The following is a 22985-nucleotide window of genomic DNA, read 5'->3' as shown; positions in this document are numbered from 1 at the left end:
AATCCCTCATTCTTCGTTGTCGTTGAGAACCGCAGACACGGTCGCGACCACGTCGGTCAACGCCACGCGCTGCTGGTCACGTGCTTCACGCAGCCATTTCAGGGTACAGACCCCGGCCGCCAGTTCCTCGTCACCCATCATCAGGGCCAGACGGGCACCCGATTTGTCGGCCTTGCGGAACTGCGACTTGATGCTGCCACCGCCGCAGTTATACACGATTCGCGCCCCGCCACAGGCATCACGCAACGACTCCGCCAGCTGCATCATGGCCGGCACCGTGGCATCGCCCAGCGCCATGACGAAGACGTCGGCCTCGGCGGCCGGGGTCTGAGGCGCGACAGCCTCCAGCAGCAGCACCAGACGCTCCAGTCCGATGGCAAACCCCACCGCGGGCGTGGCCTGGCCACCGAGCTGCGACACCAGGCCGTCATAGCGACCACCGGCACACACCGTACCCTGCGATCCCAGTGCCGTGGTTACCCACTCGAACACGGTCTTGTTGTAGTAGTCGAGACCACGCACCAGCGAGGGGTTGACCCGGTAGCTGATCCCGCAGGCATCAAGCAGGCCGCAGAGACGCTGGAAGTGCTGGCGCGAGCCCTCGTCCAGGTAGTCGGTCAGCACCGGGGCATTGGCCAGGATCGCGCGCGTGGCGGGATCCTTGCTGTCGAGAATGCGCAGCGGGTTGCTGTGCAGGCGACGCTGCGAGTCGTCATCGAGCTGGGTGCGGAACTGCTCGAGATAGGCCACCAGCGCGGCGCGATAGGCGGCACGCGCTTCCAGCTCGCCGAGACTGTTGATTTCCAGCGTCACGACGTCGCTCAGGCCCAGCTCGCGCCACAGGCGGGCACTCAGCAGGATGAGCTCGGCGTCCATGTCGGCACCGCTCTGGCCGAAGGTCTCGACGCCGAACTGGTGGAACTGGCGGTAGCGGCCCTTCTGCGGACGCTCGTAGCGGAACATGGGGCCGGCATACCACAGCTTCGGGCTCTGGTTGTGGGTCAGGCCATGCTCCAGGCAAGCGCGCACACAGCCGGCCGTGCCTTCCGGGCGCAGGGTCAGCGACTCGCCGCTGCGATCCTCGAAGGTATACATCTCCTTCTCGACGATGTCGGTGACCTCGCCGATGGCGCGCTTGAACAGGGGCGTCGGCTCCACCACCGGCAGACGGATTTCCTGATAGCCATGGCGCTGCATCAGCCCGCGCAGCACCGACTCGACCTGCTGCCAGCGCGCCGTGCTGTCGGGCAGGATATCGTTCATGCCACGAATGGCGTTTATGCGACTCATCAAACCATCCCAGTCAGGCGGTCGCTGACGACCCCCTGATCACTCAATGCGTTATTCAGCGGCCGTGCGCGTGATCAGCCGCGCGGCGTCCGCCTCTTTCTCGGCCACGCGCTCGCGCACCATGGCCTCGATCTCGTCGACCAGCTTGTCGGTGTCGATGAGGTGGCTCTTTTCGCCATTGCGGTACACCAGCGAGCGCGGCAGCGCGCCGACCACGCCGATATCCGCTTCCTTGGCCTCGCCCGGGCCGTTGACCTTGCAGCCGATCACCGACACGTCCATCGGCGTGCGGATATCCTCGAGCCGTGCCTCCAGCGCGTTCATCACGCGGATGACGTCGAACTCCTGACGCGAGCAGCTCGGGCAGGCGATGAAGTTGATGCCGTTGGAGCGAATCCCCAGCGACTTCAGGATATCGAAGCCGACCTTCACCTCGTCCTCCGGTTCAGCCGCCAGCGACACGCGCAGGGTGTCACCGATGCCGTCCAGCAGCAGGCCGCCGAGCGCGATGGCCGACTTCACCGTGCCCGAGCGAAACACGCCGGCCTCGGTCACGCCCAGGTGAAGCGGGTTGTCGATCTGCGCCGACAGCAGACGGTAGGCATCCAGCGTCAGGAACACGTTGGATGCCTTCACGCTGACCTTGAACTCATGGAAGTTGAGACGATCGAGGATGTCGATGTGGCGCATCGCCGATTCCAGCAGGGCCTGGCCGGTGGGCTCGCCGTACTTCTTCTGCAGGTCCTTCTCCAGCGAGCCGGCGTTGACGCCGATGCGCATGGAGATGCCATGGTGCCGGGCCGCCGCGACGACCTCGCGTACCTTGTCATCGGAGCCGATGTTGCCCGGGTTGATGCGCAGGCAGTCCACGCCCTGCTCCGCCACGGCCAGCGCGATGCGGTGGTCGAAGTGGATGTCCGCCACCAGCGGCACGCCCGGCACACGCTTGCGGATATGCCCGAAAGCCTCCGCGGCCTCCATGGACGGCACCGACACCCGCACGATGTCGGCACCCGCCGCAACGCAGCGCTGGATCTGGCCGACCGTGGCCTCGACATCGCAGGTCTCGGTGTTGGTCATGGTCTGCACCGTGATCGGGGCATCACCACCCACGAACAGGTTGCCGACCCGGATCTTCCGGGTCAGACGACGCTTGATGGGGGACTCATGCATGGTGTCAGGTTCCTCGTGCGGCTGTTCCGGACTCAGCGTGCCAGACGGAAGCTGGCGATATCACCACGCGTGTAGGGCTTCAGATTGACCGCCTTGCCATTGCGCGCCATCGACGTGACATGGACATTGCCGATGTTGATGGTGAAGGGCGGCTGGCCGCTGACCGATACGGTCTGACCCGGGTTCTTCAGGCCATAGACCAGCTCCTGGCCAGTGGCATCACGCACGCTGATCCAGGAACGACCGGAAAAATTGAAGCTGAGATTGTCGATGCTGGGCGCAGCCGTGGCAGGCGCCGCCGGGCGAGTCGAGGCAGTGGTTGCCGTCGATGGCACGGCAGCCACCGGCTTGGCTGCCACCGCAGCCGGAGCTGTCGCTGGCGCCACCGGAGCCACGGCCTGGGTCGCGAGCGGACGCGCGGCAGCAGGCGCCGCCGCCGAGGGAGCCGGCAGCGCAGATGCCGGAGCAGACGGTGTGACGCCAGATGCAGGCACGGTCGCCGGAGCCGTTGCCGGTGCCGGCGCAGTTGCAGGTGCGGTTGCTGGCGTAGTGGCCGGAGCAGGCACAGCCCCCGGTGCTGGCGCTGGCAGCGGCAGACCATCCGGACCGGTTTGCGGGGCCACCGGGGTTGCCGCCGCCGGATCGGTCACGACAGGCGTCGGCTCCGGGGTCAGCGGCTCGGGCAGGGAAGCAGACAGCTCGTCAGAGGGGAGGTCCAGCACGATGGGCTCTTCCGGATCGACCACCACGGCCTCGGGCTCGTCGGCCTGCCAGAACAAGGCACCGAAAAGCAGCGTCAGCAGCAGCAGGATGGCGCCCCAGGACATCAGACGCGCGACACTGAACTGGCGCGCCTGGCTAAGGAACATTTGCTTGGGCAGCTGACGACTGCCGGCACGCACCGCCTCGCTCGCCGAGCCGGCCAGCACGGTGCTGCCCAGCGGCGACACCGCACCGCCTGCCTGACGATCGAATGCCGCCACCAGCACATCACTGGCAATGCCGAGCATGTCGGCATAGCGGCGGATGTAGCCGCGAACAAAGGTGGTGCCCGGCAGCGCCGCGTAGTCATTGGCTTCCAGCGCCTGCACATAGCGCACCGACAGCTTGGTTTCTGCAGCCACCTGTTCGACGCTCAAGCCCTGCTGACGACGCGCATCGGCCAGCTTCTGCCCGGGCAGATCCGCAGGCGGCAAACCGTTTGAGGGGCTCAGCGATTCATCACTCACGTTCACGGAAATTCATCCTCGAAACAATCAGGTTCAGGTATTGGAGGTACGGATAATTTCCTGATCACGGGTTCGCGCCTGCCAGCGTTCGGCACGGCGAGTCCGGTCCTTCACCTGGCCAACCAGCTGACCACAGGCGGCATCGATGTCATCGCCACGCGTGGTGCGTATGGTGGTGGTGAACCCGGCCCGGATCAGGCGGTTCTGGAACTCGACAATGCGCTCACGCGGCGTGCTGCCATACGGTGCATGCGGGAACGGATTGAACGGAATCAGGTTGATCTTGCTGGGCACGTTGTGGAGCAACCGGGCAAGCTGGTCGGCATGCTCAGGCTGGTCATTGACGCCATCGAGCATGACGTATTCCATCGTCACCTTGCGACGACCGACATCGCTGCCCTGGTGATGGATCAGCCAGCGCCGGCAGGCCGCCATCAGCTCGCTCAGCGGATACTTGCGGTTGATTGGCACCAGCTCGTTGCGGAGTTCGTCGTTGGGCGCGTGCAGTGACACCGCCAGCGACACGTCCATGGTCTGGGTGAGCTTGTCGAGCATGGGCACCACGCCGGAGGTCGACAGCGTGACGCGACGCTTGGACAGGCCGTAGGCAAAGTCATCCAGCATGATCTGCATGGCCGGAACCACGGCATCGAAGTTGAGCAGGGGCTCGCCCATGCCCATCATCACCACATTGGTGATGGCGCGGGTACGCGTCAGCTCACCATCAGCGTTGCGACCGCTGAAGGCGCCCTCGTCGAGGTAGGACTTGTTGGCAATCCAGACCTGGGCAATGATCTCGGCAGGTGTCAGGTCACGCTGGAAGCCCTGCTTGCCGGTCGAGCAGAAACTGCAATCGAGGGCGCAGCCGACCTGCGAGGACACGCACAGGGTCTTGCGATCACCATCGGGAATCAGCACGGTTTCCACCATGCTGTTGTCACCGACCTTGATGACCCATTTGCGCGTGCCGTCAGCGGAGAAGTTCTTGTAGACCACTTCCGGCACACAGACCTCGGCGTGCTGCTCAAGCTTGGCACGCAGCGTCTTTGCCAGGTTGGTCATGGCGGCAAAGTCAGCCACGCCCTGCTGGTGTATCCACTTCATGACCTGGCCAGCGCGAAACTTCTTCTCGCCTATCTGCTCGAAAAAGACTTCCATCTGGGCACGACTCAGGCCCAGCAGATTGACGCGACGGCCGGCGGCCAGATGTTCGGCAGTGCTGACGACCGGGGTGGCCTCGGGCACGGAAACAGACTCTTGCATACCACTCTCGACGGGTTGCTACACCAGTTATGTCGACGCTGCAGGCGCGGTGCCTGTGAGCGCAAAGGCCGCAGTACGTCGTACCGCGGCCTTGTCAGTCCGTGACAGCCACTCCGCAGAGCGACTGACTGCCCCGCTGCGCCATGCGCACCGGGGCTGGCGTCACCTTAGCGGGTACGCGGGCAAACTTCCAGCGCGCTGAAGAAGTACGACACTTCACGTGCTGCGGAGGTGGTGGAGTCCGAGCCGTGGGCAGCGTTCTCGTCGATGCTGACGGCGAAGTCGGCACGAATGGTGCCCGGAGCGGCATCCTTCGGATTGGTGGCACCGAGGATGTCACGGTGAGCCAGCACGGCGTTCTCGCCTTCCAGCACCGACACCACGACCGGACCCGAGGTCATGAAGGCGACCAGGTCGTTGAAGAAGCCGCGGCCGGCGTGCTCGGCGTAGAAGCCCTCGGCTTCGGCCTTGGACAGGTGCTTCATCTTGGTGGCGACGATCTTGAGGCCGGCGGCTTCAAAACGGCTGAAGATGGCACCAATGGCGTTCTTGCCAACGGCGTCCGGCTTGATGATGGACAGAGTGCGTTCGACGGCCATGATGGGCTCCATGCTCAAAAGTGATGTGAATCGCGTCTTGCCGGGTCGGCAGACAATGGGCGCGAATTATACGCGGGGTTTCGTGTCACTGCCATGTCTGTTTTTGCTGGCAGCACCATGCGCCTAACCAGAACCTGCAATAACGAACATGTTGATCAGTGGCGCCTGCCCGCCCGTGGGATTGTGCGAAACACGCCGTGAATACACTCCTGTAGGCTCGGCTCGGCATCCATGCCTCGCACGGTTTCGCAAAATGCCACGAGCGAACAGGCTATGACCAGGGCGCGCTGAGCAAACGTCAGATAACACCGATTGCTGAGCTGGACGGGTATCGGAGCTGCGGTAAAACCGTGCGAGGCATGGATGCCGAGCCGAGCCCCAGGGAAGGGTTCACGCGTGTTTTAACGCAGCTCCGATACCCGTCCAGCGCCGATCCAGAGTGTGCTCAGACCTCGTCCATCCACGCCATCTGGATGGCCTCGAGGATCTTCTCGCCGCAATGCCCGGGGTCGTCAGCGAACTCGGGAAGCGCCATCACCCACTGCATGAGATCAGTGAAGCGGATGGTCTTCGGGTCGACGTCGGGATGCGCCTCGCAGAGCGCGATGGCGATATCCAGGGTATCGGTCCATTTCAGCGACATGATTGCTCTCCCGTGAACTGCCGGTGGCAGCTCAGTGCTTTTCGGCAGCGTGATTGAGGGTATAGCGCGGAATCTCCACCACCAGATCCTCGTCGCCGACGATGGCCTGGCAGGACAGGCGCGAATCGGCCTCCAGCCCCCAGGCCTTGTCGAGCAGATCCTCTTCCAGCTCGTCGAGCTCGTTGAGGGAGTCGAAGCCCTCGCGCACGATGACATGGCAGGTGGTGCAGGCGCAGGCCTTGTCACAGGCGTGCTCGATGGCCAGACCCTGGCGCAGGGCGGCATCGCAGATGCTTTCGCCGGTCTCGGCCGTGATGACCGCACCCTGCGGACAGATTTCATGGTGCGGCAGCACGATGATGCGAGGCATGTCAGCCCTCCAGTTCGGTCAGGTTCTTGCCGGCGAATGCCTGACGTATGCCGGCATCCATGCGGCGCGCGGCGAGCAGCTCGCCGGCATGGTTGAGACGCTCGGCGGACTGCGTGATGGCCGCGCTGTCCGCAGCGGCAGCCAGCGTCTTGAGCTCGGCGATGGCACGCGTCAAGGCGGCAACTTCATGCGCATCCAGCAGCCGGCCGTCCTCAGCCAGCGCCGCCTCGGTGGCCAGCCACAGGCGCTCGGCTTCAGCACGCGCCTCGGTCAGGCTGCGGGCCTGCATGTCGGCGACGGCATGCTGCTGGGACTCGCGCAACAGGCGCAGGATGTCCTCGTCAGCCAGCCCCCAGGACGGTTTCACCACGATCTCGGCACGAACCCCGGTGGATGTCTCTTCGGCGGTGACACTGAGCAGACCGTCGGCATCGACCTGGAAGGCGACGCGGATGCGTGCGGCACCCGCCACCATGGGTGGAATGCCGCGCAGCGTGAAACGCGCCAGCGAGCGGCAGTCGGCGACCAGCTCGCGCTCGCCCTGCACCACGTGCAGGCTCATGGCGGTCTGGCCATCCTTGAAGGTGGTGAACTCCTGGGCACGCGCGACCGGAATCGGCGTGTTGCGCGGGACGATCTTCTCGACCAGCCCGCCATAGGTCTCCAGACCCAGCGACAGCGGGATGACATCCAGCAGCAGCAGATCGCTGTCGGGCTTGTTGCCCGCGAGGATGTCGGCCTGCACCGCCGCACCGATGGCGACCACCTGATCCGGATCAAGATGCGTCAAGGGTGGACGACCGAAGAACTCGCCGACACGGCGGCGCACCAGCGGCACGCGCGTGGAGCCTCCGACCAGCACGACCTCGGCGAGATCGGCCGCCTTCAGGCCGGCGTCACGCAGCGCACGCCGGCAGGCGCGCAGGGTCTCGTCCACGAGCGGGGCGACGAGCTGCTCGAAGGCATCCCGCGTGAGCACGCCTGTCCAGTCGGCAGGCGCCCCACCGGTGCCGGCGGCCAGCTTGAGCTCGACGGACTCACGCTGACTCAGCGCCTCCTTGACCTTGCGTGCGGTCATCTGGAGACGGCGCTGCACATCGGCATCGGGGTTGACGATGCCGGCCGACGCCATGATCCAGCCAGCGATGGCATGATCGAAATCATCCCCGCCGAGCGCGGCGTTGCCACCGGTGGCCAGCACTTCGAACACGCCCTGATGCAGTCGCAGGATGGAGATGTCGAAGGTGCCCCCGCCCAGATCGTAGATGGCATGAATGCCTTCCGCCTGGCGGTCGAGTCCGTAGGCGACGGCCGCCGCCGTAGGCTCGTTGAGCAGACGCAGCACCTGCAAGCCGGCAAGCCGGGCGGCATCCTTGGTGGCCTGGCGCTGGGTCTCGTCGAAATAGGCCGGAACGGTGATCACCGCGCCGGCAAGCTCGCCACCCAGCGCCTCTTCAGCGCGCAGCTTGAGCACCCGGAGGATTTCGGCGGAGGCCTCAACCGGGCTGCGCTCGCCAGCGATGGTACGGAAATAGGGAACGCCGTTGTCGTGCAGCGTGATGTCGTAGGGCAGCTGGGCGCCCAGCTGATGCAGCACATCCAGCCCGCGCCCCATGAAGCGCTTGACCGAGATCAGCGTGTTGAGCGGATCCTGCGCAGCGCCTTGACGGGCCCTCTCGCCAACCTCGACATGACCATCTGCCAGATAGCGCACCACGGACGGCAGCAGCACCTGCCCGTCATGGTCAGGCAAGACACGCGGCAGTCCGCTTTGCATCGTGGCCACCAGCGAATGCGTGGTGCCGAGATCGATGCCGATGGCCAGGCGATGTTGATGCGGGGCCTGGCTCTGGCCCGGTTCCACGATTTGCAGCAACGCCATCAGAGCTCGTCCAGTTCGTCTTCCAGGCGCTCGCGCTCAGCCTGGATCTCCGCCAGCAGGCGGGACATGAAATGCAGCTTGCGCAAGGTGTCGGCCGCCTCGCTCCAGTCCTGCGCCGCGTAGTCGATGGGAAACTCGCGCAACAGATTGTCACGCCACTCGGCCGCATCGGCTTCGAGTGCATCCAGGGTTTCCAGCGAATCGGCCTCGTCCAGCTGCTCGCGCAACTCCATCTGGGTCATCAGGAAGTCGGTGTCGGCGATGGTGCTGCGTTCGCCATCAATGCCGTGGCCGGCCAGCTGCAGCAGATAATGCGCGCGCTTGATGGGATCGCGCAGCGTCTCGTGTGCCGCATTGATGTACGCCGCCATCTGCAGGGCATGCTGCTGGCCGGCCGCGTCGTCCTGGGCGTGACGATCAGGGTGGTGCAGACGCTGCAGTTCGCGCCAGCGCGGCTGCAGCGCGGCAACATCAATGACAAACCCTGTCGGGAGGCCGAACAGCTCGAAATAGCTGGAGCTCAGATCCACAAGACGGTCTCCTGTCAGACGGTGAAGGATTCGCCGCAGCCGCACTCACCCTTCTGGTTCGGGTTGCTGAACTTGAAACCTTCGTTCAGGCCTTCCTTGACGAAGTCCATCTCGGTGCCATCGAGGTAGGCCAGGCTCTTGGGATCGACAATGACCTTGACGCCAAAGGACTCGAACACCTGATCGGCCTCCTCGACCGCATCAACGAACTCGAGAACGTAGGCAAGGCCGGAGCAGCCGGAGGTCTTGACGCCGACACGCACGCCCTCGCCCTTGCCACGCCCTTGCAGACAGGCCTGGACATGGCGCGCAGCCGGTTCGGTCAGGGTAATCGCCACGAACAGTCTCCCTGGGGGCCGGATCAGGCGCCCTGCTTCTTGCGGTAATCGGCGATGGCTGCCTTGATGGCGTCTTCGGCCAGCACCGAGCAGTGGATCTTCACCGGCGGCAGGGCCAGCTCTTCGGCAATCTGGGTGTTCTTGATGCCGGCGGCCTCGTCCAGCGACTTGCCCTTGACCCACTCCGTCACCAGCGAGCTGGAGGCGATGGCGGAACCGCAGCCATAGGTCTTGAAACGGGCGTCACGGATGATGCCGTCGTCGTCCACCTGGATCTGCAGCTGCATGACGTCGCCGCAGGCCGGTGCACCGACCATGCCGGTGCCGACATGAACATCCGCCTTGTCGAGCTTGCCGACGTTGCGCGGGTTCTCGTAGTGATCGATGACTTTTTCGCTGTAGGACATGTTCTTGACTCCTTGTGCAGGCCGGGCGCGCTCAGTGCGCGACCCAGGCCACGGTGCTCAGGTCGATGCCGTCCTTGTACATGTCCCAGAGCGGAGACAGGTCACGCAGGCGATTGACCGCCTGACGGGCATACTGGATGACGAAATCGATGTCGGCCTCGGTGGTGTAACGGCCCATGGTGAAGCGGATCGAGCTGTGCGCGAGCTCGTCGCTCAGGCCCAGGGCACGCAGCACGTAGGACGGCTCCAGCGAGGCCGAGGTGCAGGCCGAGCCGGACGACACGGCGATGTCCTTGAGCGCCATGATCAGCGACTCGCCCTCGACGAAATTGAAGCTGACGTTCAGGTTGCCGGCGATGCGCTGCACGGCGTCACCGTTCAGGAACACCTGCTCGAGATCCTGCAGACCGGCCCAGAGCGTGTCGCGCAGCACGCGCAGACGAGCCTGTTCCTCGTGCATTTCTTCCCTGGCGATGCGGAAGGCCTCACCCATGCCGACGATCTGGTGGGTGGCCAGGGTGCCCGAGCGCATGCCGCGCTCATGGCCGCCACCGTGGATCTGCGCCTCCAGACGGACGCGCGGCTTGCGGCGCACATAGAGCGCGCCGATGCCCTTGGGACCGTAGGTCTTGTGCGCGCAGAAGCTCATCAGGTCGACCTTCATGGCATCAAGGTCGATGTCGATCTTGCCGGTCGACTGCGCGGCATCGACATGGAACAGGATGCCGCGGGCGCGGGTGATCTCGCCGATGGCGGCGATGTCGGTGATGGTGCCGATCTCGTTGTTCACGTGCATCAGCGACACCAGGATGGTGTCCGGACGCAGCGCCGCCTCGACCGCTGCCGGCTGGATCAGGCCGGTGCCCGGCTCGGGATCCAGGTAGGTGACGTCGAAGCCGTCACGCTCGAGCTGGCGGCAGGCATCCAGCACGGCCTTGTGCTCGATCTTCGAGGTCAGGATGTGCTTGCCCTTGTTGCCGTAGAAGCCGGCCACGCCCTTGATGGCGAGGTTGTTGGATTCGGTGGCTCCCGAGGTCCAGACGATCTCGCGCGGATCGGCATTGACCAGGGCGGCGACATGGCCGCGCGCGGTCTCCACGGCTTCTTCGGCCAGCCAGCCATAGGCATGCGAACGCGAGGCCGGGTTGCCGAAGTTACCCTCCATGCGCAGGCAGTTCATCATCGCCTCGGCCACGCGCGGATCAACCGGGGTGGTCGCGGAGTAATCGAGATAAATCGGACGCTTCATGCCTGACCTCTGTTCATCAAAATTCGTGTATCCGGGGTTCCGGACACCGTGATCGCGCTCAGCATGCCGGCGCGATCATCCGGGATGTTTCGTTTTCCTGCCGCCGCCGCACCTGGGCTTCGCTCTGCCGGATGGCAACGGCCTGCACCTCGCCGCGCGAGAGCAGTTCCTGCAGGGTGATGCCTGACAGGAAATGATGAATCTGCTGGCTCAGATCCGTCCACAGTTCATGGGTCAGACAGGTCACGCCCTGCTGACAATCGCCCTGCCCCTGGCAGCGCGTGGCATCCACCGACTCGTCGACCGCATCAATGATCTCGGCGACATGGATCAGACCGGCAGCGCGCGCCAGCTGGTAGCCACCACCGGGGCCGCGCACGCTGGACACCAGGCGACCCTTGCGCAGCTTGGCGAACAGCTGCTCCAGATAGGACACCGAGATCGACTGTCGATCGGAGATGTCGCCGAGACTCACCGGGCCTTTTTGCGCGTGCAACGCCAGATCCAGCATGGCCGTCACGGCATAGCGGCCTTTCGTGGTCAAACGCATGAACTGCTCCTGTGAGTCTTCCTTGATCACAGCGTATTAAATCTGACTAAATTAGTCAACTATTTAGCCCACTAAAGCGGTCGGGATTTTAGGCAGTCGGCATCAAGAAAGCCAGAGCGCAGCGCCGGCTTTTTGTCTCGGGTGCGATGACCCGCAGGCACGAGCGCTATACTGCCAACCTCGTGATTGCGGAGAAAACCCGGTGAATGCCTCCCAGCCCTGGCTGATCGTGCTGGTTCTTGTCGCCATCAGCGCCTTCTTTTCGCTGTCGGAAATCTCGCTGGCGGCAGCTCGCCGCATCAAGCTCACGGTACTCGCCGACGCCGGCGATGCACGCGCGGCCGCTGTGCTGGCGCTGCAGGCCAACCCGGGCTACTTCTTCACCGGCATCCAGGTCGGCGTCAATGCGGTCGCCATCCTCGCCGGCCTGTTTGGCGAATCCCTGCTGACCCCGACCTTCACCCTGCTGCTGGGCCTGCTCTATCAGGGGCCATGGCTGGACAGCATCAGCCTGGCACTGTCCTTCGTGGTGCTGACCAGCCTGTTCATCCTGTTTGCCGACCTGCTGCCAAAGCGCCTGGCCATGCGGGCGCCAGAACAGGTCGCCATGCGCATCATCGCGCCCATGCAGGCATTCATCACGCTCTGCCACCCCCTGGTGTGGTGCTTCGACTCCCTGACTCGCCGTCTGTTGCGCCTGGCAGGCATCAACGAACGCACCGGCGATGACATCACCACGGATGACATCCAGGCCATGGTCGATGCCGGCACCCAGGCCGGCCTGCTGCTGCGCAACGAACAGCAGGCCATCGACAACATCTTCGAGCTGGAGTCGCGACTGGTGACCTCGGCCATGACCACCCGCGAAAGCGTCAGCTACCTCACCCTGCAGGACAGCGAGGACGAGCTGAGGGCACAGATCATGCGTCACGTGCACTCCAAGTTCCTGGTCTGCGACGACGTCATCGATCGCGTGGTCGGTTACGTGGAATCCAAGGACCTGCTCAACACACTGCTCAGCCAGCAGCCGCTGGCACTGCCGCAGTCATCCGCCGTCAAGCCGGTGCTCAGCGTGCCCGACTCGCTGAGCCTGTCGGAGCTGCTGGCGCAGTTCCGCGCCAGTCGCGAGGACTTCGCGGTGGTGCTCAACGAATACGCGCTGGTGGTCGGGGTCGTGACGCTCAATGACGTCATGAACACGGTGATGGGTGATCTGGTGACGCTGAACCAGCAGCAGATCGTGCGTCGCGATGACGGCAGCTGGCTGGTCGACGGCTTCACCCCGGTCGAGGACGTGATGCGCACGCTGGAGATCACGCACTTCCCCGACGACGAGCATTACGAAACCATTGCCGGCTTCATGATGTACCAGCTGCGCAAGGTGCCGCGCCTGACCGACCATGTCGATCATGCCGGCTACCGCTTCGAGGTGATCGACGTCGACAACCACCGCATCGACCAGCTCCTGGTGACCCGCAACGCACCCTGATGCCGGTCCGCGCCGGTTGATCAGACACGCGTCTCCGGCAGTGCGCCAGCGCTGCTGCCGGCATCTGCATTGACGGTTGCCAGGGTTTCGGCGCGCAGCGCATCCGGCTTCTGGTCGCAGACATTGATGCCGGCTTCCTTCAGCGCCTTGCAGAACATGTCCATGCGCGCCTCGTTGGCCTGCATGTGGTCAAGCAGGTCGCGCATGGCCTCGATCACGGGATCAGGCAGGTCCGGGTTGGCGGCATAGGCCTGGAAGCCGATGCGCGCGGCATACTCCCGGCGTGCCTGTTCCTCGGCATCGACAACCTGGCGCTGGATGATGCGTCCCGGCGTGCCGACCACGGTGGCGCCCTCCGGTACCGGCTTGACCACCACGGCATTGGAGCCGATGCGGGCATTGCTGCCGACGGTGATAGGCCCGAGCACCTTGGCACCGGCACCGACGACAACGCCATCGCACAGCGTCGGATGACGCTTGCCGGCATCCCAGGAAGTGCCGCCCAGCGTGACACCGTGATAGAGCGTGACGTCATCGCCGATCTCGGCGGTCTCGCCGATCACCACGCCCATGCCGTGATCAATGAAGAAGCGACGACCGATGCGAGCCCCCGGATGGATCTCGATGCCGGTCCAGAATCGCGACAGGGTGGAGATGAAGCGCGCCAGCCCCTTCCAGTCCGCGAGCCAGAGCCGGTGCGCCAGGCGATGCGCCATGGCGGCATGCAGACCGGGGTAGTTGAGCAGGACCTCGAATCGGGTGCGCGCCGCCGGATCACGGGCGAAAACCGAGTCGATGTCTTCCTTGATGCGAGCGAACATCGGCAGTCCTCAGGCCGGTGGTTGGGAAGCCGGACGCCGGCTGCGGTTCGTGTCAGCCGCCAGCTCCAGCACGCGCTTGAAGAAGCCGCGCAGCAGATTGTACTCGGGCCGGTCGAGACGCGTGCGCCCGAACAGGCGACGCAGGCGGGTCATGATCTGGCGGGGGTTGTCCGGGTCGAGGAAGCCGACTGCGACCAGGGTCTGCTCGCAGTGGGCGTAGAAACCCGCCATGTCGTCGGCGGTGACCAGCTCCTCGTCCCAGGGCACGAAGGTCATGGGCATCTGTGTCAGATCATCGCCAGACAGCGGATGGGTTCCTGTCCGGGACCGCCGAGGGGGTGGAGAGGCAGTCGGGACACGCCGTGAATACATCCATGTAGGCTCGCTGGCGCCATCCATGGCGCCAGACGGTCCCGTCAGCCCCCCCACCCCCTCGGCGTACTCGCGGCGGTCGCGATCGAGATCCTGTCCGTCGTGCCACCACTCCAGATGCGCCATGCGCGTCTCGTAGGCCAGCACCTGCACCGCCGCGGCGACATTGAGCACGCCGTACTCGCTGTCAGTCGGGATGAAGACATGACCGTGGCAGAGCTGCAGCTCCTCGTTGGTGAGGCCGCGATCCTCGCGACCGAACACGAAGGCCACGGTGGCGCCACTGACGCCCTGCTCGCAGGCAATGCGCCCGGCGCTGCGGGCGTCGACCTGGGCAATGTTGATGCTGCGATTGCGGGCGCTGGTGCCGAACACCAGCTGGCAGTCGGCGATGGCCTCCTCGAAGGTATCGACGACGCGGGCACGCGCGAGGATGTCGGATGCCCCCGAGGCCAGCGCCGTGGCGTCGGCATGGGGAAACTGGCGCGGCGCCACCAGCACCAGGTCGGTGAGGCCCATGGTCTTCATGGCGCGCGCCGCCGAGCCGATGTTGGCCGGCAGCGAGGTGTTCACAAGGATGATGCGGGTCGAGATGTTCATGGGGTCAGCATGTTACACTATTGCCATCCCTGTTCTTTAAACCGAGTTTTCCTTCATGCAACCCATGCTGACCATGGCGCTGCGCGCCGCCAATCTTGCCGGCGACATCATCGCCAAGGCCGCCGACCGCCTTGATCTGGTCGATGTGCAGGCCAAGGGCCTCAACGATTACGTGACCCAGGTCGACAAGGCCGCTGAACGCGCCATCGTGGATTTCGTGCGCAAGACCTACCCGACCCATGCCATCCAGGCCGAGGAATCGGGCAGCAGCGCCGGCAAGGGTGAAGGAGCAGACTGGTTGTGGATCATCGATCCGCTCGATGGCACCACCAACTTCATCCACGGCTTCCCGCAGTACGCGGTGTCCATCGCCGTTCAGTTCAAGGGCGTCACCGAGCATGCCGTGGTGCTTGATCCGCTGCGGCGCGAAGCCTTCACCGCCAGCCGCGGCAGCGGCGCTGCCATGAACGGTCGCCGCCTGCGCGTGTCCGAGCGTCGCAGCCTGGATGGCGCGCTGATCGGCACCGGCTTTCCGTTCCGTCCCGACCAGATGCATGCGATGGATGGCTATCTGCAGATGTTCAAGGCCGTGGCCTCGCAAACCGCCGGCCTGCGTCGCGCCGGCTCGGCAGCCCTTGACCTGGCCTATGTCGCGGCTGGACGTCTGGATGGCTTCTTCGAATTCGGGCTGGCACCCTGGGACATCGCCGCCGGCGAGCTGATCATTCGCGAAGCGGGTGGGCTGGTGTCGGATTTCACCGGTGGCCACGGCTACCTGACCAGCGGCAACATCGTCGCGGGCAACGCCAAGGTCTTCAAGGGCCTGCTCACCACCCTCGCCCCGCATCTGCCGGAAGCACTCAAGCGCTGATGTCCGGAACTCGCTGACTGCCTCCGCGGCAGTCAGCGGAGTCAGACAGCGTCGGCCACTTACAAGCCCTTGAAGGCTCGCGAAAAGCCGATGCGAAGGGTGTTTTCCTCATAATCCGGCTGATTGAGCAGCGTGCGGTCGTCGGTCGTCATGTCGGCCCAACGCGCCTCGAGAAAGATCTTGCCGCGGCGCAGCGGCGCAAAAATCCCCACCGTGCCCTCGAAACCGTTGCGCTGCTCGAACTGCATCATGCCCGTGCGTGCGTACGCTGACAGGCGCTCGCCGAAGCGATAGGTGCTGTCCACGCCAACGCCGAGACCCAGGTCGCTATCCTGGCTGGCCTGGGCACGGTCTGTCAGGCTGTAGCGTATGACCTCGGCCTTGGGGGACACTCGCAGGCCATTCGCCTCGCCCATGTTCCAAGCCAGGCCGCCGCGATCCTGCGAGATGGTGGCACCCGCAAGCTGCTCGCATTCCGGCGTCATGCACGTGAAGGATTCACGCTCCTGGCTCAGGCTGTACAGTGCTGCTCCGGACTCGGTCTGCTTGACGCCCCCCTCCATGAGGTCGAGCTCGCAGCTCAACACGCGATCCTCAGGACGAATCAAGGCCTCGATGCCGGCCTGCTCGCCCCGGAACAACCCCTGCATTGAAAACAGCGGCTGCAACTCGGCCGCCTGCAGGCAGACCGGGAGACAGCAGAGCAAGGACAAGGTGCGTTTCATGCCGGGCAACTGGAAATCTTTTGAAACACGTTGCCTGATTGTACAGAAAAAGCAATGACAGACAGGTTAAATTTTGTACGCAGGCGAACACCCCTGTCGTCAGCGCCCCGCTGAAAACGGGGCGCCGAAGAGCGGATCAGGGCAGCTCGTCCTCGGCCTTCTTGACCTGGACGATGAAGTCATCGCGCGAAATGCCGGCGAACAGCGCATAGGCCGTGGCGATGTAGATGGACGAGTAGGTACCGGCAAAGAGACCGATCAGCAGGGCCACGGCGAACCAGTGCAGGGCCGGACCACCCACGAAGAGCAGCGCCAGCACGACCAGCACCACGGTCAGCACCGTGTTGATGGTACGGCTCAGCGTCTCGGTCAGGGAGATGTCGATGACCTCGACGGTGTCGGCCTTGCGCAGCTTGCGGAAGTTCTCGCGAATGCGGTCGAACACCACCACGGTGTCGTTCAGGGAGTAGCCGATCAGGGCCAGCACGGCGGCCAGAACGGTCAGGTCGAACGGCAGCCCGAAGAGCGCGAACAGCCCCACCGTGAACAGCACGTCATGCACCAGCGACAGCACGGCACCAATGGCGAACTTGTACTGATAGCGAATGGACACGTAGGCCATCATCATCGCCAGCGAGAGGCCGACGGCAATCAGCGAGTTCAGGTAGAGCTCGTCACCGATCTGGGCACCAACGCTGTCGACCTGCATGACGCGTGCGGGGTTGGCGGGTGACGACACGGCCTCGGCCATGCGCTGCGCCACCGAAGCGGCATCACCCGGCTGGTTGGGCAGACGCACCTGGATCGAGGTGGCGTCACCGAGGTACTGCACCACGGCATCCTCGTAGCCGGCCTCGTCGAGGGCACGGCTGACCTCGGCCTGGTGCGCGGCCTGGGCGAAACGGAACTCCACCGAGGTCCCACCGGTGAAGTCCAGACCGAGATTCAGCCCCTTCAGCACGATGGCGACCAGACCGACCAGAACGATGGCGCCGGACAACACCGCCATCAGGCGGCGGTAGCGCATGAAACGGATGACACGCACATCAGCCATGATGCTTCCTCAAATGCTCAGACGGGCGACGCGGCGGCCGCCGTAGATGACCTGGATGATGGCGCGCGTCACCGTGATGGCAGTGAACATCGAGGTCAGGATGCCGATGGCCAGGGTGATCGCAAAGCCCTTGATGGGACCGGTGCCGATGGCGAACAGGATCACGGCGACGATCAGCGTGGTCAGGTTGGCATCGAGAATGGTGCCGTAAGCACGGTCATAGCCGGCGACGATGGCCGCCTGTGGCGACATGCCACGGCGCAGCTCCTCGCGTATGCGCTCGCCGATGAGCACGTTGGCGTCCACCGCCATGCCGACGGTGAGCACGATGCCGGCGATGCCCGGCAGCGACAGCGCCGCGCCGATGGCGCCCATGACCGCCACCAGGATGGCGACGTTGAGGAACAGCGCGACATTGGCAATCAGACCGAAGCCCTTGTAGACCACCAGCATGAACAGGGCGACGAGGGCAAAGCCGATCTGGGTCGACAGCACACCCTTCTCGATGTTGTCCTGGCCGAGGCTGGGACCGATGGTGCGTTCCTCGACGAAGTACATGGGTGCAGCCAGCGCGCCGGCGCGCAGCAGCAGCGCAAGCTCCTGGGCTTCGGCCGGCGAATCCAGGCCGGTGATGCGGAACTGCGAGCCCAGCATGGACTGCACGGTGGCGACATTGATCACGCGCTTTTCGACATAGGGGTCGCGATGCTCGACGGTCTTGCCGTCAGCACCGGTCTCGAAGCGGATGCGCTGCTTGTTCTCGACGAAGAGAACCGCCATCTGGCGCCCCACCGAATCACGGGTGGCATCGGCCATGAGGCGGCCGCCGCGGGCATCCAGATTGATGTTGACCTGGGGTCGCGAGAACTCGTCAAAGCTGGACTGGGCGTTGGTGACGCGCTCGCCGGTGACGATCTTGCGCTTCTCGAGCAGCACCTGGCCGCCACGATTGAACTCGAAGCGCTCGGTGCCCGGCGGCGTCATGAAGCCGCTGTCTTCCTGGGCGCTGGTAAAGCGGAACTCGAGACTGGCGGTACGACCGAGGATGCGCTTGGCTTCGGCGGTATCCTGCAGACCGGGCAATTCGACAACGATGCGGCTGGCACCCTGACGCTGCACCAGTGCCTCGGCGACACCGAGTTCGTTGACGCGGTTGCGCAGCGTGGTCAGGTTCTGGTTGACCGCGTAATCGGTGATCTCGCGACGCTTGTCGAGGCTGACCTCGAGCAGCAGGGCCGGCTGGTCCTCGACACGGGTATCGCGCATCAGGAATTCGGCGAACTGGCGACGGATGAAATCCTTGGCCAGCTCGCGGGCGGTCTCGTCGGCAAAGCGCAGCTCGAGCGCGCCTTCAGGCAACTCGGAGACACCGCGATAGGCCAGCTTCTGCTCGCGCAACTGGCGCTTGATGTCAGTGACGTAAGTTTCCTGACGCTGCTCGAGCGCCTTGGCGACATCCACATCAAGCTTGAAATGCACGCCACCGCGAAGGTCCAGACCCAGCTTCATGGGCTTGGCGCCGAGGATGGACAGCCACTCCGGCGTGGTCGGTGCCAGGTTCAGCGCCACCACGTAGTTCTCGCCGAGGGCTCGACGCAGCACGGCCTGGGCCTGCACCTGCTGCTCCGGCGTTTTCAGGCGCAGCAGCACACCCTTGGCCTGTACCTCGTCGCCATGATGCGGGATGCCGGCCTCGTCCAGCGCAAACGCGGCGCGCTTGAGCAACGACTCGTCCACCGCCGTGCCAGCCTGTGCACCCGAGACCTGCAGCGCCGGCTCGTCAGGGTAGAGATTGGGCAGCGCATAGAGCAGGCTGACAGTCACCACGAAAAAGATCAGGACGTATTTCCAGGCGGGAAAACGCATGGGGAGCACCTACGAAGACAGCGGACGGAGGCGGCGTCGCTGCGGCTGGCAGCAACGCCGTGAACAGCGGATCAGAGGCTCTTCAGGGTGCCCTTGGGCAGGCTGGCGAGCACGGCGGCCTTCTGGATCTTGACTTCGACGCTGTCGGTCAGCTCGACCACCGCGTAGTCGCCTTCCAGCTTGGTGATGCGACCGAGCAGACCACCGGCGAACACCACTTCGTCACCCTTCTGCAGTCCGTCGACCAGCGCGCGCATCTCCTTCTGGCGCTTGGCCTGGGGACGCCAGAGCAGGAAGTAGAAAATGACCACGAAACCCAGCAGCATGACGATCTGGCCCGTCGCGCTGGGTCCTGCGGCAGCGGCCGGAGCGGCGTTGGCATAGGCATCGGAAATCAGGAAACTCATCACGTCACTCCAGTTTCAGTCGTTGAGCGGCGGCACGGAAAGCCCGCGCCGTGCATAGAAGTCGGCCACAAAGGGCTGCAATCTACCGTGTTCGATGGCCTCGCGCAAACCCGCCATGAGGCGCTGGTAGTAGCGCAGGTTGTGTATGGTGCCGAGCTGGGCACCGAGCATCTCGCCACACTTGTCGAGGTGGTGCAGGTAGGCGCGGGAGAAGCCGGTGCAGGCCTCGCAGTCACAGTGCGGGTCCAGCGGTCCGGTATCGGTCTTGTACTGGCTGTTGCGAATTCTCACCACGCCGTCGGTGACGAAGTAGTGACCGTTGCGGGCATTGCGGGTGGGCATGACGCAGTCGAACATGTCGATGCCGCGGCGCACGCCCTCGACCAGATCCTCGGGCTTGCCGACGCCCATGACATAGCGTGGCTTGTCCGCCGGCAGGTGACCGGGCAGGAAGTCGAGGATGCGGATCATGTCCTCCTTGGGCTCGCCCACCGACAGGCCGCCGATGGCATAGCCGTCAAAGCCGATCTGCTCCAGACCGGCCAGTGACTTCAGGCGCAGGTCCTCGTACATGCCACCCTGGACGATGCCGAAGAGCGCATTCGGATTGTCACCATGAGCCTGCTTCGAGCGTGCCGCCCAGCGCAGCGACAACTCCAGCGACCTGTCGGCTTCGGCATGGCTGGCCGGATAGGGCGTGCACTCGTCGAAGATCATCACGATGTCGGAGCCGAGATCACGCTGGATGCGCATGCTCTCCTCCGGACTCAGGAACACCTTGCTGCCATCCACCGGCGACTGGAAACGCACCCCCTCCTCGGTGATCTTGCGCAGCTTGCCCAGGCTGAACACCTGGAAGCCGCCGGAATCGGTGAGGATGGGGCCCTGCCACTGGGTGAAGTCATGCAGGTCGCCATGTGCCTTGATGACCTCAGTGCCCGGACGCAGCCAGAGATGGAAGGTGTTGCCGAGGATGATCTCGGCCCCGATGGCGTGGATGTCGCGCGGCAGCATGCCCTTGACGGTGCCATAGGTGCCGACCGGCATGAAGGCCGGCGTCTGCACGCTGCCGCGATCAAAGACGAGCTCGCCGCGACGGGCCTTGCCGTCGACGGCTTTGAGAGTGAATTTCATGAACAGGACTCGGGGTTGAGCGGTGCCGCCGCACCGGGGGCGATGAACATGGCATCGCCGTAACTGAAGAAGCGGTACTGCTGGCGCACGGCCTCGGCATAGGCTGCCAGCACCGACTCGCGACCGGCGAGCGCCGACACCAGCATGAGCAGCGTGGACTCGGGCAGATGGAAGTTGGTGAAGAGGGCATCCACCAGCTGCCAGCGGTAGCCGGGTGAAATGAATATGCGGGTGTCGCCGGCATGCGGCCGCAGGCTGGCGAGCACGTCTGGCAGGGCCGGCTGGACGCTGCGCGAACCGGCGCCTGCCGCCTTCGACCAGCCCGCGGGATCAATCCCGAGGCCGGCCCAGGCAGCTGACTCCAGTGCACGCACACTGGTGGTGCCGACGGCGACGACACGTCCGCCACGGGCCTTGGCAGCACGAACGGCAGCCACGACATCCTCGCCCACGGTCAGCCATTCGGCATGCATGACATGATCGGCAATGTCATCGGCCCGCACCGGCTGGAACGTGCCCGCGCCGACATGCAGCGTCACGAACGCGGTTTCCACGCCACGCGCACGCAGGGCTGCCAGCAGCGCTTCGTCAAAATGCAGCCCGGCCGTTGGAGCCGCCACCGAGCCGGCCTCGCGGGCATAGACGGTCTGGTAGCGTTCGTCGTCGGAGGCCTCGGCGGCACGCTGGAAATACGGTGGCAGCGGCATGGCGCCGATGCGCGCCATGATGCCATGCCAGGATTCGACGGCCAGCAGCACGAAAAGGTCATCGGCACGGCCATGCACGGCAACCGCAGTCCCGTCCGACAAGGTGATGACCGCGCCCGGCTTGGGCGACTTGCTGGCACGCACATGGGCCAGGGCGACATGCCCCGGCAGACCGGCGTCCTGCGGCAGGCGCTCGATGAGGATCTCGACCTGGCCGCCACTGGCCTTGCGTCCGAACAAGCGGGCCGGCATCACCCGTGACTGGTTGAACACCAGCAGGTCTCCGGCACGCAGCAGATCCGGCAGCTCGCGAACGCCGCCATGACGCCAGGCACCTGTCACGGCGTCCAGACAGAGAAGGCGCGCGGCACTGCGCTCCGGCAAGGGATAGCGGGCAATCAGATGATCGGGAAGCTCGAAGCTGAAGTCGGTGCGATGCATGCCGGCGGACAACCACTGCGGTAATGGGGCGCTGCTGCGCAAGGTCGCGCATTATAGCCGGATCCGTCCGCCAGCCCAGCCGGTCGGGCCGTCGCGCCGGGAAGTTGCCTTGACGTCCGGCCCTCCCCCGCTATACTTCGCCGACCTTCCCTGCCGGGATGGCGGAACTGGTAGACGCAGCGGACTCAAAATCCGCCGGTGGAGACATCGTAAGGGTTCGATTCCCTTTCCCGGCACCATGACAACGCGGCGTGCTGCGTGCCCAGGCGGCACAGGACATTCAAGCACATGGCCCGTTCAAACACCGGCTTTCGCAGCCGCAAGACCCCACGACACGCCGTCAGCACACGCGCACCCGAAACGCCTGCCATCCTGCCCCGCGCCGGCATCGGTGTGCGCCTGATCGCCCTGGTCTACGACAGCCTGCTGCTGATCGCGCTGGCGGCCGTGGTCAACACCGTGCTGATTGCCATCGCAACCCCGAGTCAGGCCGCCGACACCAGCACCCTGACCGTGCTGCCGGCAGGCGTGCGCTACGGCCTGCTGTTCCCTGCCACGGTCGCCATCATCTTCGCGTTCTACGGCTATTGCTGGACACGCAGCGGACAGACACTGGGCATGCAGACCTGGCGCCTGGAGGCGCGACGCGTGGATGGCAACCTGATGACGTGGGCAGACAGCCTGCGCCGCTTCCTGTCAGCCGCCGCCGTTCCGGCCTTGTGCGGACTGACTTCCTGGCTGCTGCGTGGCGATCAGGCCGCGCTCGGCATCAGTGTCGCGGCCGGGCTGCTGTTCAATTACCTGTGGCGCTGGCTGCCGCTGGCATCCGGCGCGCAGGGTCGCTGCCTTCATGATGTGCTGTCGCAAACCGATGTGCTGCGCCGGCCGGCCGGCGCCACGCCGAAGCATCGCTACCGCTTTCTCGGCCTGTTTGGCGACAAGGAAAACTGAGACTGACGCACTCACGCTGCCTGC

At 64.9% G+C, this 22985-nt stretch carries 24 protein-coding genes and 1 tRNA gene; 4 read left to right on the top strand and 21 right to left on the bottom strand.

Annotated features, from left to right (window positions below):
* Positions 1 to 6: 6 nt before the first annotated feature.
* From hisS to iscR, 13 genes are all read right to left on the bottom strand, one after another.
* Positions 7 to 1293 carry a histidine--tRNA ligase gene (hisS, locus tag F595_RS0109715; RefSeq protein WP_169447011.1) on the bottom strand — a complete coding sequence of 429 codons (1287 nt, stop codon included), beginning with the start codon at positions 1291 to 1293 and terminating at the stop codon, positions 7 to 9.
* 48 nt (positions 1294 to 1341) lie between these two features.
* Complete coding sequence (ispG, locus tag F595_RS0109710; protein ID WP_022956677.1) at positions 1342 to 2463, bottom strand: flavodoxin-dependent (E)-4-hydroxy-3-methylbut-2-enyl-diphosphate synthase; 1122 nt, start codon at positions 2461 to 2463, stop codon at positions 1342 to 1344.
* 32 nt (positions 2464 to 2495) lie between these two features.
* Entirely contained in the window at positions 2496 to 3698 is a 1203-nt protein-coding gene (locus F595_RS14250) for a helix-turn-helix domain-containing protein (RefSeq protein WP_084682964.1), read from the bottom strand.
* A 27-nt stretch (positions 3699 to 3725) separates the two neighbouring features.
* Positions 3726 to 4955 (bottom strand): 23S rRNA (adenine(2503)-C(2))-methyltransferase RlmN, encoded by a 1230-nt coding sequence (rlmN, locus tag F595_RS0109700; protein WP_026913465.1) that lies wholly within the window; start codon positions 4953 to 4955, stop codon positions 3726 to 3728.
* A gap of 167 nt (positions 4956 to 5122) precedes the next feature.
* A complete protein-coding gene (gene ndk / locus F595_RS0109695; RefSeq protein ID WP_026913464.1) occupies positions 5123 to 5554 on the bottom strand; it encodes a nucleoside-diphosphate kinase in 432 nt (143 codons plus the stop codon).
* 445 nt (positions 5555 to 5999) lie between these two features.
* Positions 6000 to 6197 (bottom strand): Fe-S cluster assembly protein IscX, encoded by a 198-nt coding sequence (gene iscX, locus F595_RS0109690; protein ID WP_022956673.1) that lies wholly within the window; start codon positions 6195 to 6197, stop codon positions 6000 to 6002.
* 31 nt (positions 6198 to 6228) lie between these two features.
* Complete coding sequence (fdx, locus tag F595_RS0109685) at positions 6229 to 6567, bottom strand: ISC system 2Fe-2S type ferredoxin (protein WP_022956672.1); 339 nt, start codon at positions 6565 to 6567, stop codon at positions 6229 to 6231.
* 1 nt (position 6568) lies between these two features.
* Positions 6569 to 8449 carry a Fe-S protein assembly chaperone HscA gene (gene hscA / locus F595_RS0109680; protein ID WP_022956671.1) on the bottom strand — a complete coding sequence of 627 codons (1881 nt, stop codon included), beginning with the start codon at positions 8447 to 8449 and terminating at the stop codon, positions 6569 to 6571.
* Positions 8449 to 8979 carry a Fe-S protein assembly co-chaperone HscB gene (gene hscB, locus F595_RS0109675; RefSeq protein ID WP_022956670.1) on the bottom strand — a complete coding sequence of 177 codons (531 nt, stop codon included), beginning with the start codon at positions 8977 to 8979 and terminating at the stop codon, positions 8449 to 8451. The genes hscA and hscB overlap by 1 nt, the downstream gene beginning before the upstream one ends.
* A gap of 14 nt (positions 8980 to 8993) precedes the next feature.
* Positions 8994 to 9317, bottom strand: a complete 324-nt coding sequence (iscA, locus tag F595_RS0109670; RefSeq protein WP_022956669.1) for an iron-sulfur cluster assembly protein IscA — start codon at positions 9315 to 9317, stop codon at positions 8994 to 8996.
* 23 nt (positions 9318 to 9340) lie between these two features.
* The gene (gene iscU, locus F595_RS0109665; RefSeq protein ID WP_022956668.1) at positions 9341 to 9724 is read right to left on the bottom strand and encodes a Fe-S cluster assembly scaffold IscU; all 384 of its coding nucleotides are present in this window, start codon (positions 9722 to 9724) and stop codon (positions 9341 to 9343) included.
* Between the two features lie 31 nt (positions 9725 to 9755).
* The gene (locus F595_RS0109660; protein ID WP_022956667.1) at positions 9756 to 10973 is read right to left on the bottom strand and encodes an IscS subfamily cysteine desulfurase; all 1218 of its coding nucleotides are present in this window, start codon (positions 10971 to 10973) and stop codon (positions 9756 to 9758) included.
* 58 nt (positions 10974 to 11031) lie between these two features.
* Positions 11032 to 11523, bottom strand: a complete 492-nt coding sequence (gene iscR, locus F595_RS0109655) for a Fe-S cluster assembly transcriptional regulator IscR (RefSeq protein WP_022956666.1) — start codon at positions 11521 to 11523, stop codon at positions 11032 to 11034.
* A gap of 202 nt (positions 11524 to 11725) precedes the next feature.
* Between iscR and F595_RS0109650 the strand changes: the two genes are divergently transcribed.
* Positions 11726 to 13012 (top strand): hemolysin family protein, encoded by a 1287-nt coding sequence (locus F595_RS0109650; protein ID WP_022956665.1) that lies wholly within the window; start codon positions 11726 to 11728, stop codon positions 13010 to 13012.
* A 20-nt stretch (positions 13013 to 13032) separates the two neighbouring features.
* Here F595_RS0109650 and cysE read toward each other — a convergent pair whose 3' ends face one another.
* Together cysE and F595_RS14880 are read right to left on the bottom strand one after the other, a co-directional pair.
* Positions 13033 to 13833 carry a serine O-acetyltransferase gene (gene cysE / locus F595_RS0109645; protein ID WP_022956664.1) on the bottom strand — a complete coding sequence of 267 codons (801 nt, stop codon included), beginning with the start codon at positions 13831 to 13833 and terminating at the stop codon, positions 13033 to 13035.
* A 9-nt stretch (positions 13834 to 13842) separates the two neighbouring features.
* Positions 13843 to 14805, bottom strand: coding sequence for an RNA methyltransferase (locus F595_RS14880; RefSeq protein ID WP_022956663.1), 963 nt, complete (start codon positions 14803 to 14805; stop codon positions 13843 to 13845).
* A 55-nt stretch (positions 14806 to 14860) separates the two neighbouring features.
* On the opposite strand from F595_RS14880, the gene suhB reads away from it, so the two are divergent.
* Positions 14861 to 15676 carry an inositol-1-monophosphatase gene (suhB, locus tag F595_RS0109635; RefSeq protein ID WP_026913461.1) on the top strand — a complete coding sequence of 272 codons (816 nt, stop codon included), beginning with the start codon at positions 14861 to 14863 and terminating at the stop codon, positions 15674 to 15676.
* Between the two features lie 59 nt (positions 15677 to 15735).
* Here suhB and F595_RS0109630 read toward each other — a convergent pair whose 3' ends face one another.
* The 6 genes from F595_RS0109630 to queA all read right to left on the bottom strand — a co-directional run bounded on the left by F595_RS0109630 (position 15736) and on the right by queA (position 22010).
* On the bottom strand, positions 15736 to 16401 hold the full coding sequence (locus F595_RS0109630) for a hypothetical protein (protein WP_156873857.1): 666 nt from the start codon (positions 16399 to 16401) through the stop codon (positions 15736 to 15738).
* A gap of 136 nt (positions 16402 to 16537) precedes the next feature.
* Positions 16538 to 17455: a protein translocase subunit SecF gene (gene secF, locus F595_RS13665; RefSeq protein ID WP_022956660.1), complete on the bottom strand. Its 918-nt coding sequence runs from the start codon at positions 17453 to 17455 to the stop codon at positions 16538 to 16540.
* A gap of 9 nt (positions 17456 to 17464) precedes the next feature.
* Positions 17465 to 19321: a protein translocase subunit SecD gene (gene secD / locus F595_RS0109620; protein ID WP_026913460.1), complete on the bottom strand. Its 1857-nt coding sequence runs from the start codon at positions 19319 to 19321 to the stop codon at positions 17465 to 17467.
* Positions 19322 to 19392: 71 nt separating this feature from the next.
* Positions 19393 to 19728 (bottom strand): preprotein translocase subunit YajC, encoded by a 336-nt coding sequence (gene yajC / locus F595_RS0109615; protein ID WP_022956658.1) that lies wholly within the window; start codon positions 19726 to 19728, stop codon positions 19393 to 19395.
* Between the two features lie 15 nt (positions 19729 to 19743).
* Positions 19744 to 20862, bottom strand: coding sequence for a tRNA guanosine(34) transglycosylase Tgt (gene tgt, locus F595_RS0109610; RefSeq protein ID WP_022956657.1), 1119 nt, complete (start codon positions 20860 to 20862; stop codon positions 19744 to 19746).
* The gene (gene queA / locus F595_RS13660; RefSeq protein ID WP_022956656.1) at positions 20859 to 22010 is read right to left on the bottom strand and encodes a tRNA preQ1(34) S-adenosylmethionine ribosyltransferase-isomerase QueA; all 1152 of its coding nucleotides are present in this window, start codon (positions 22008 to 22010) and stop codon (positions 20859 to 20861) included. Before queA ends, tgt begins: the two co-directional genes overlap by 4 nt.
* A gap of 152 nt (positions 22011 to 22162) precedes the next feature.
* Between queA and F595_RS0109600 the strand changes: the two genes are divergently transcribed.
* Together F595_RS0109600 and F595_RS13655 are read left to right on the top strand one after the other, a co-directional pair.
* A tRNA-Leu gene (locus F595_RS0109600) sits at positions 22163 to 22249 on the top strand.
* A gap of 49 nt (positions 22250 to 22298) precedes the next feature.
* Complete coding sequence (locus F595_RS13655) at positions 22299 to 22961, top strand: RDD family protein (protein WP_022956655.1); 663 nt, start codon at positions 22299 to 22301, stop codon at positions 22959 to 22961.
* Positions 22962 to 22985 lie beyond the last annotated feature (24 nt).

This window comes from Perlucidibaca piscinae DSM 21586 (assembly GCF_000420045.1).
GTDB lineage: Bacteria > Pseudomonadota > Gammaproteobacteria > Pseudomonadales > Moraxellaceae > Perlucidibaca > Perlucidibaca piscinae.
The sequence above is the reverse complement of the archived record's forward strand: the minus strand, read 5'-3'. Positions and strand labels throughout refer to the sequence as shown.

Excerpts from the sequence above, each read along its gene's own strand:
- ispG (WP_022956677.1), bottom strand. The coding sequence starts at position 2,463 with ATGCATGAGTCCCCCATCAAGCGTCGTCTGACCCGGAAGATCCGGGTC.
- rlmN (WP_026913465.1), bottom strand. The coding sequence starts at position 4,955 with ATGCAAGAGTCTGTTTCCGTGCCCGAGGCCACCCCGGTCGTCAGCACT.
- ndk (WP_026913464.1), bottom strand. The coding sequence starts at position 5,554 with ATGGCCGTCGAACGCACTCTGTCCATCATCAAGCCGGACGCCGTTGGC.
- iscX (WP_022956673.1), bottom strand. The coding sequence starts at position 6,197 with ATGTCGCTGAAATGGACCGATACCCTGGATATCGCCATCGCGCTCTGC.
- fdx (WP_022956672.1), bottom strand. The coding sequence starts at position 6,567 with ATGCCTCGCATCATCGTGCTGCCGCACCATGAAATCTGTCCGCAGGGT.
- hscA (WP_022956671.1), bottom strand. The coding sequence starts at position 8,449 with ATGGCGTTGCTGCAAATCGTGGAACCGGGCCAGAGCCAGGCCCCGCAT.
- iscU (WP_022956668.1), bottom strand. The coding sequence starts at position 9,724 with ATGTCCTACAGCGAAAAAGTCATCGATCACTACGAGAACCCGCGCAAC.
- F595_RS0109660 (WP_022956667.1), bottom strand. The coding sequence starts at position 10,973 with ATGAAGCGTCCGATTTATCTCGATTACTCCGCGACCACCCCGGTTGAT.
- iscR (WP_022956666.1), bottom strand. The coding sequence starts at position 11,523 with ATGCGTTTGACCACGAAAGGCCGCTATGCCGTGACGGCCATGCTGGAT.
- cysE (WP_022956664.1), bottom strand. The coding sequence starts at position 13,833 with ATGTTCGCTCGCATCAAGGAAGACATCGACTCGGTTTTCGCCCGTGAT.
- F595_RS14880 (WP_022956663.1), bottom strand. The coding sequence starts at position 14,805 with ATGAACATCTCGACCCGCATCATCCTTGTGAACACCTCGCTGCCGGCC.
- suhB (WP_026913461.1), top strand. The coding sequence starts at position 14,861 with ATGCAACCCATGCTGACCATGGCGCTGCGCGCCGCCAATCTTGCCGGC.
- F595_RS0109630 (WP_156873857.1), bottom strand. The coding sequence starts at position 16,401 with ATGAAACGCACCTTGTCCTTGCTCTGCTGTCTCCCGGTCTGCCTGCAG.
- secF (WP_022956660.1), bottom strand. The coding sequence starts at position 17,455 with ATGGCTGATGTGCGTGTCATCCGTTTCATGCGCTACCGCCGCCTGATG.
- secD (WP_026913460.1), bottom strand. The coding sequence starts at position 19,321 with ATGCGTTTTCCCGCCTGGAAATACGTCCTGATCTTTTTCGTGGTGACT.
- yajC (WP_022956658.1), bottom strand. The coding sequence starts at position 19,728 with ATGAGTTTCCTGATTTCCGATGCCTATGCCAACGCCGCTCCGGCCGCT.
- tgt (WP_022956657.1), bottom strand. The coding sequence starts at position 20,862 with ATGAAATTCACTCTCAAAGCCGTCGACGGCAAGGCCCGTCGCGGCGAG.
- queA (WP_022956656.1), bottom strand. The coding sequence starts at position 22,010 with ATGCATCGCACCGACTTCAGCTTCGAGCTTCCCGATCATCTGATTGCC.
- F595_RS13655 (WP_022956655.1), top strand. The coding sequence starts at position 22,299 with ATGGCCCGTTCAAACACCGGCTTTCGCAGCCGCAAGACCCCACGACAC.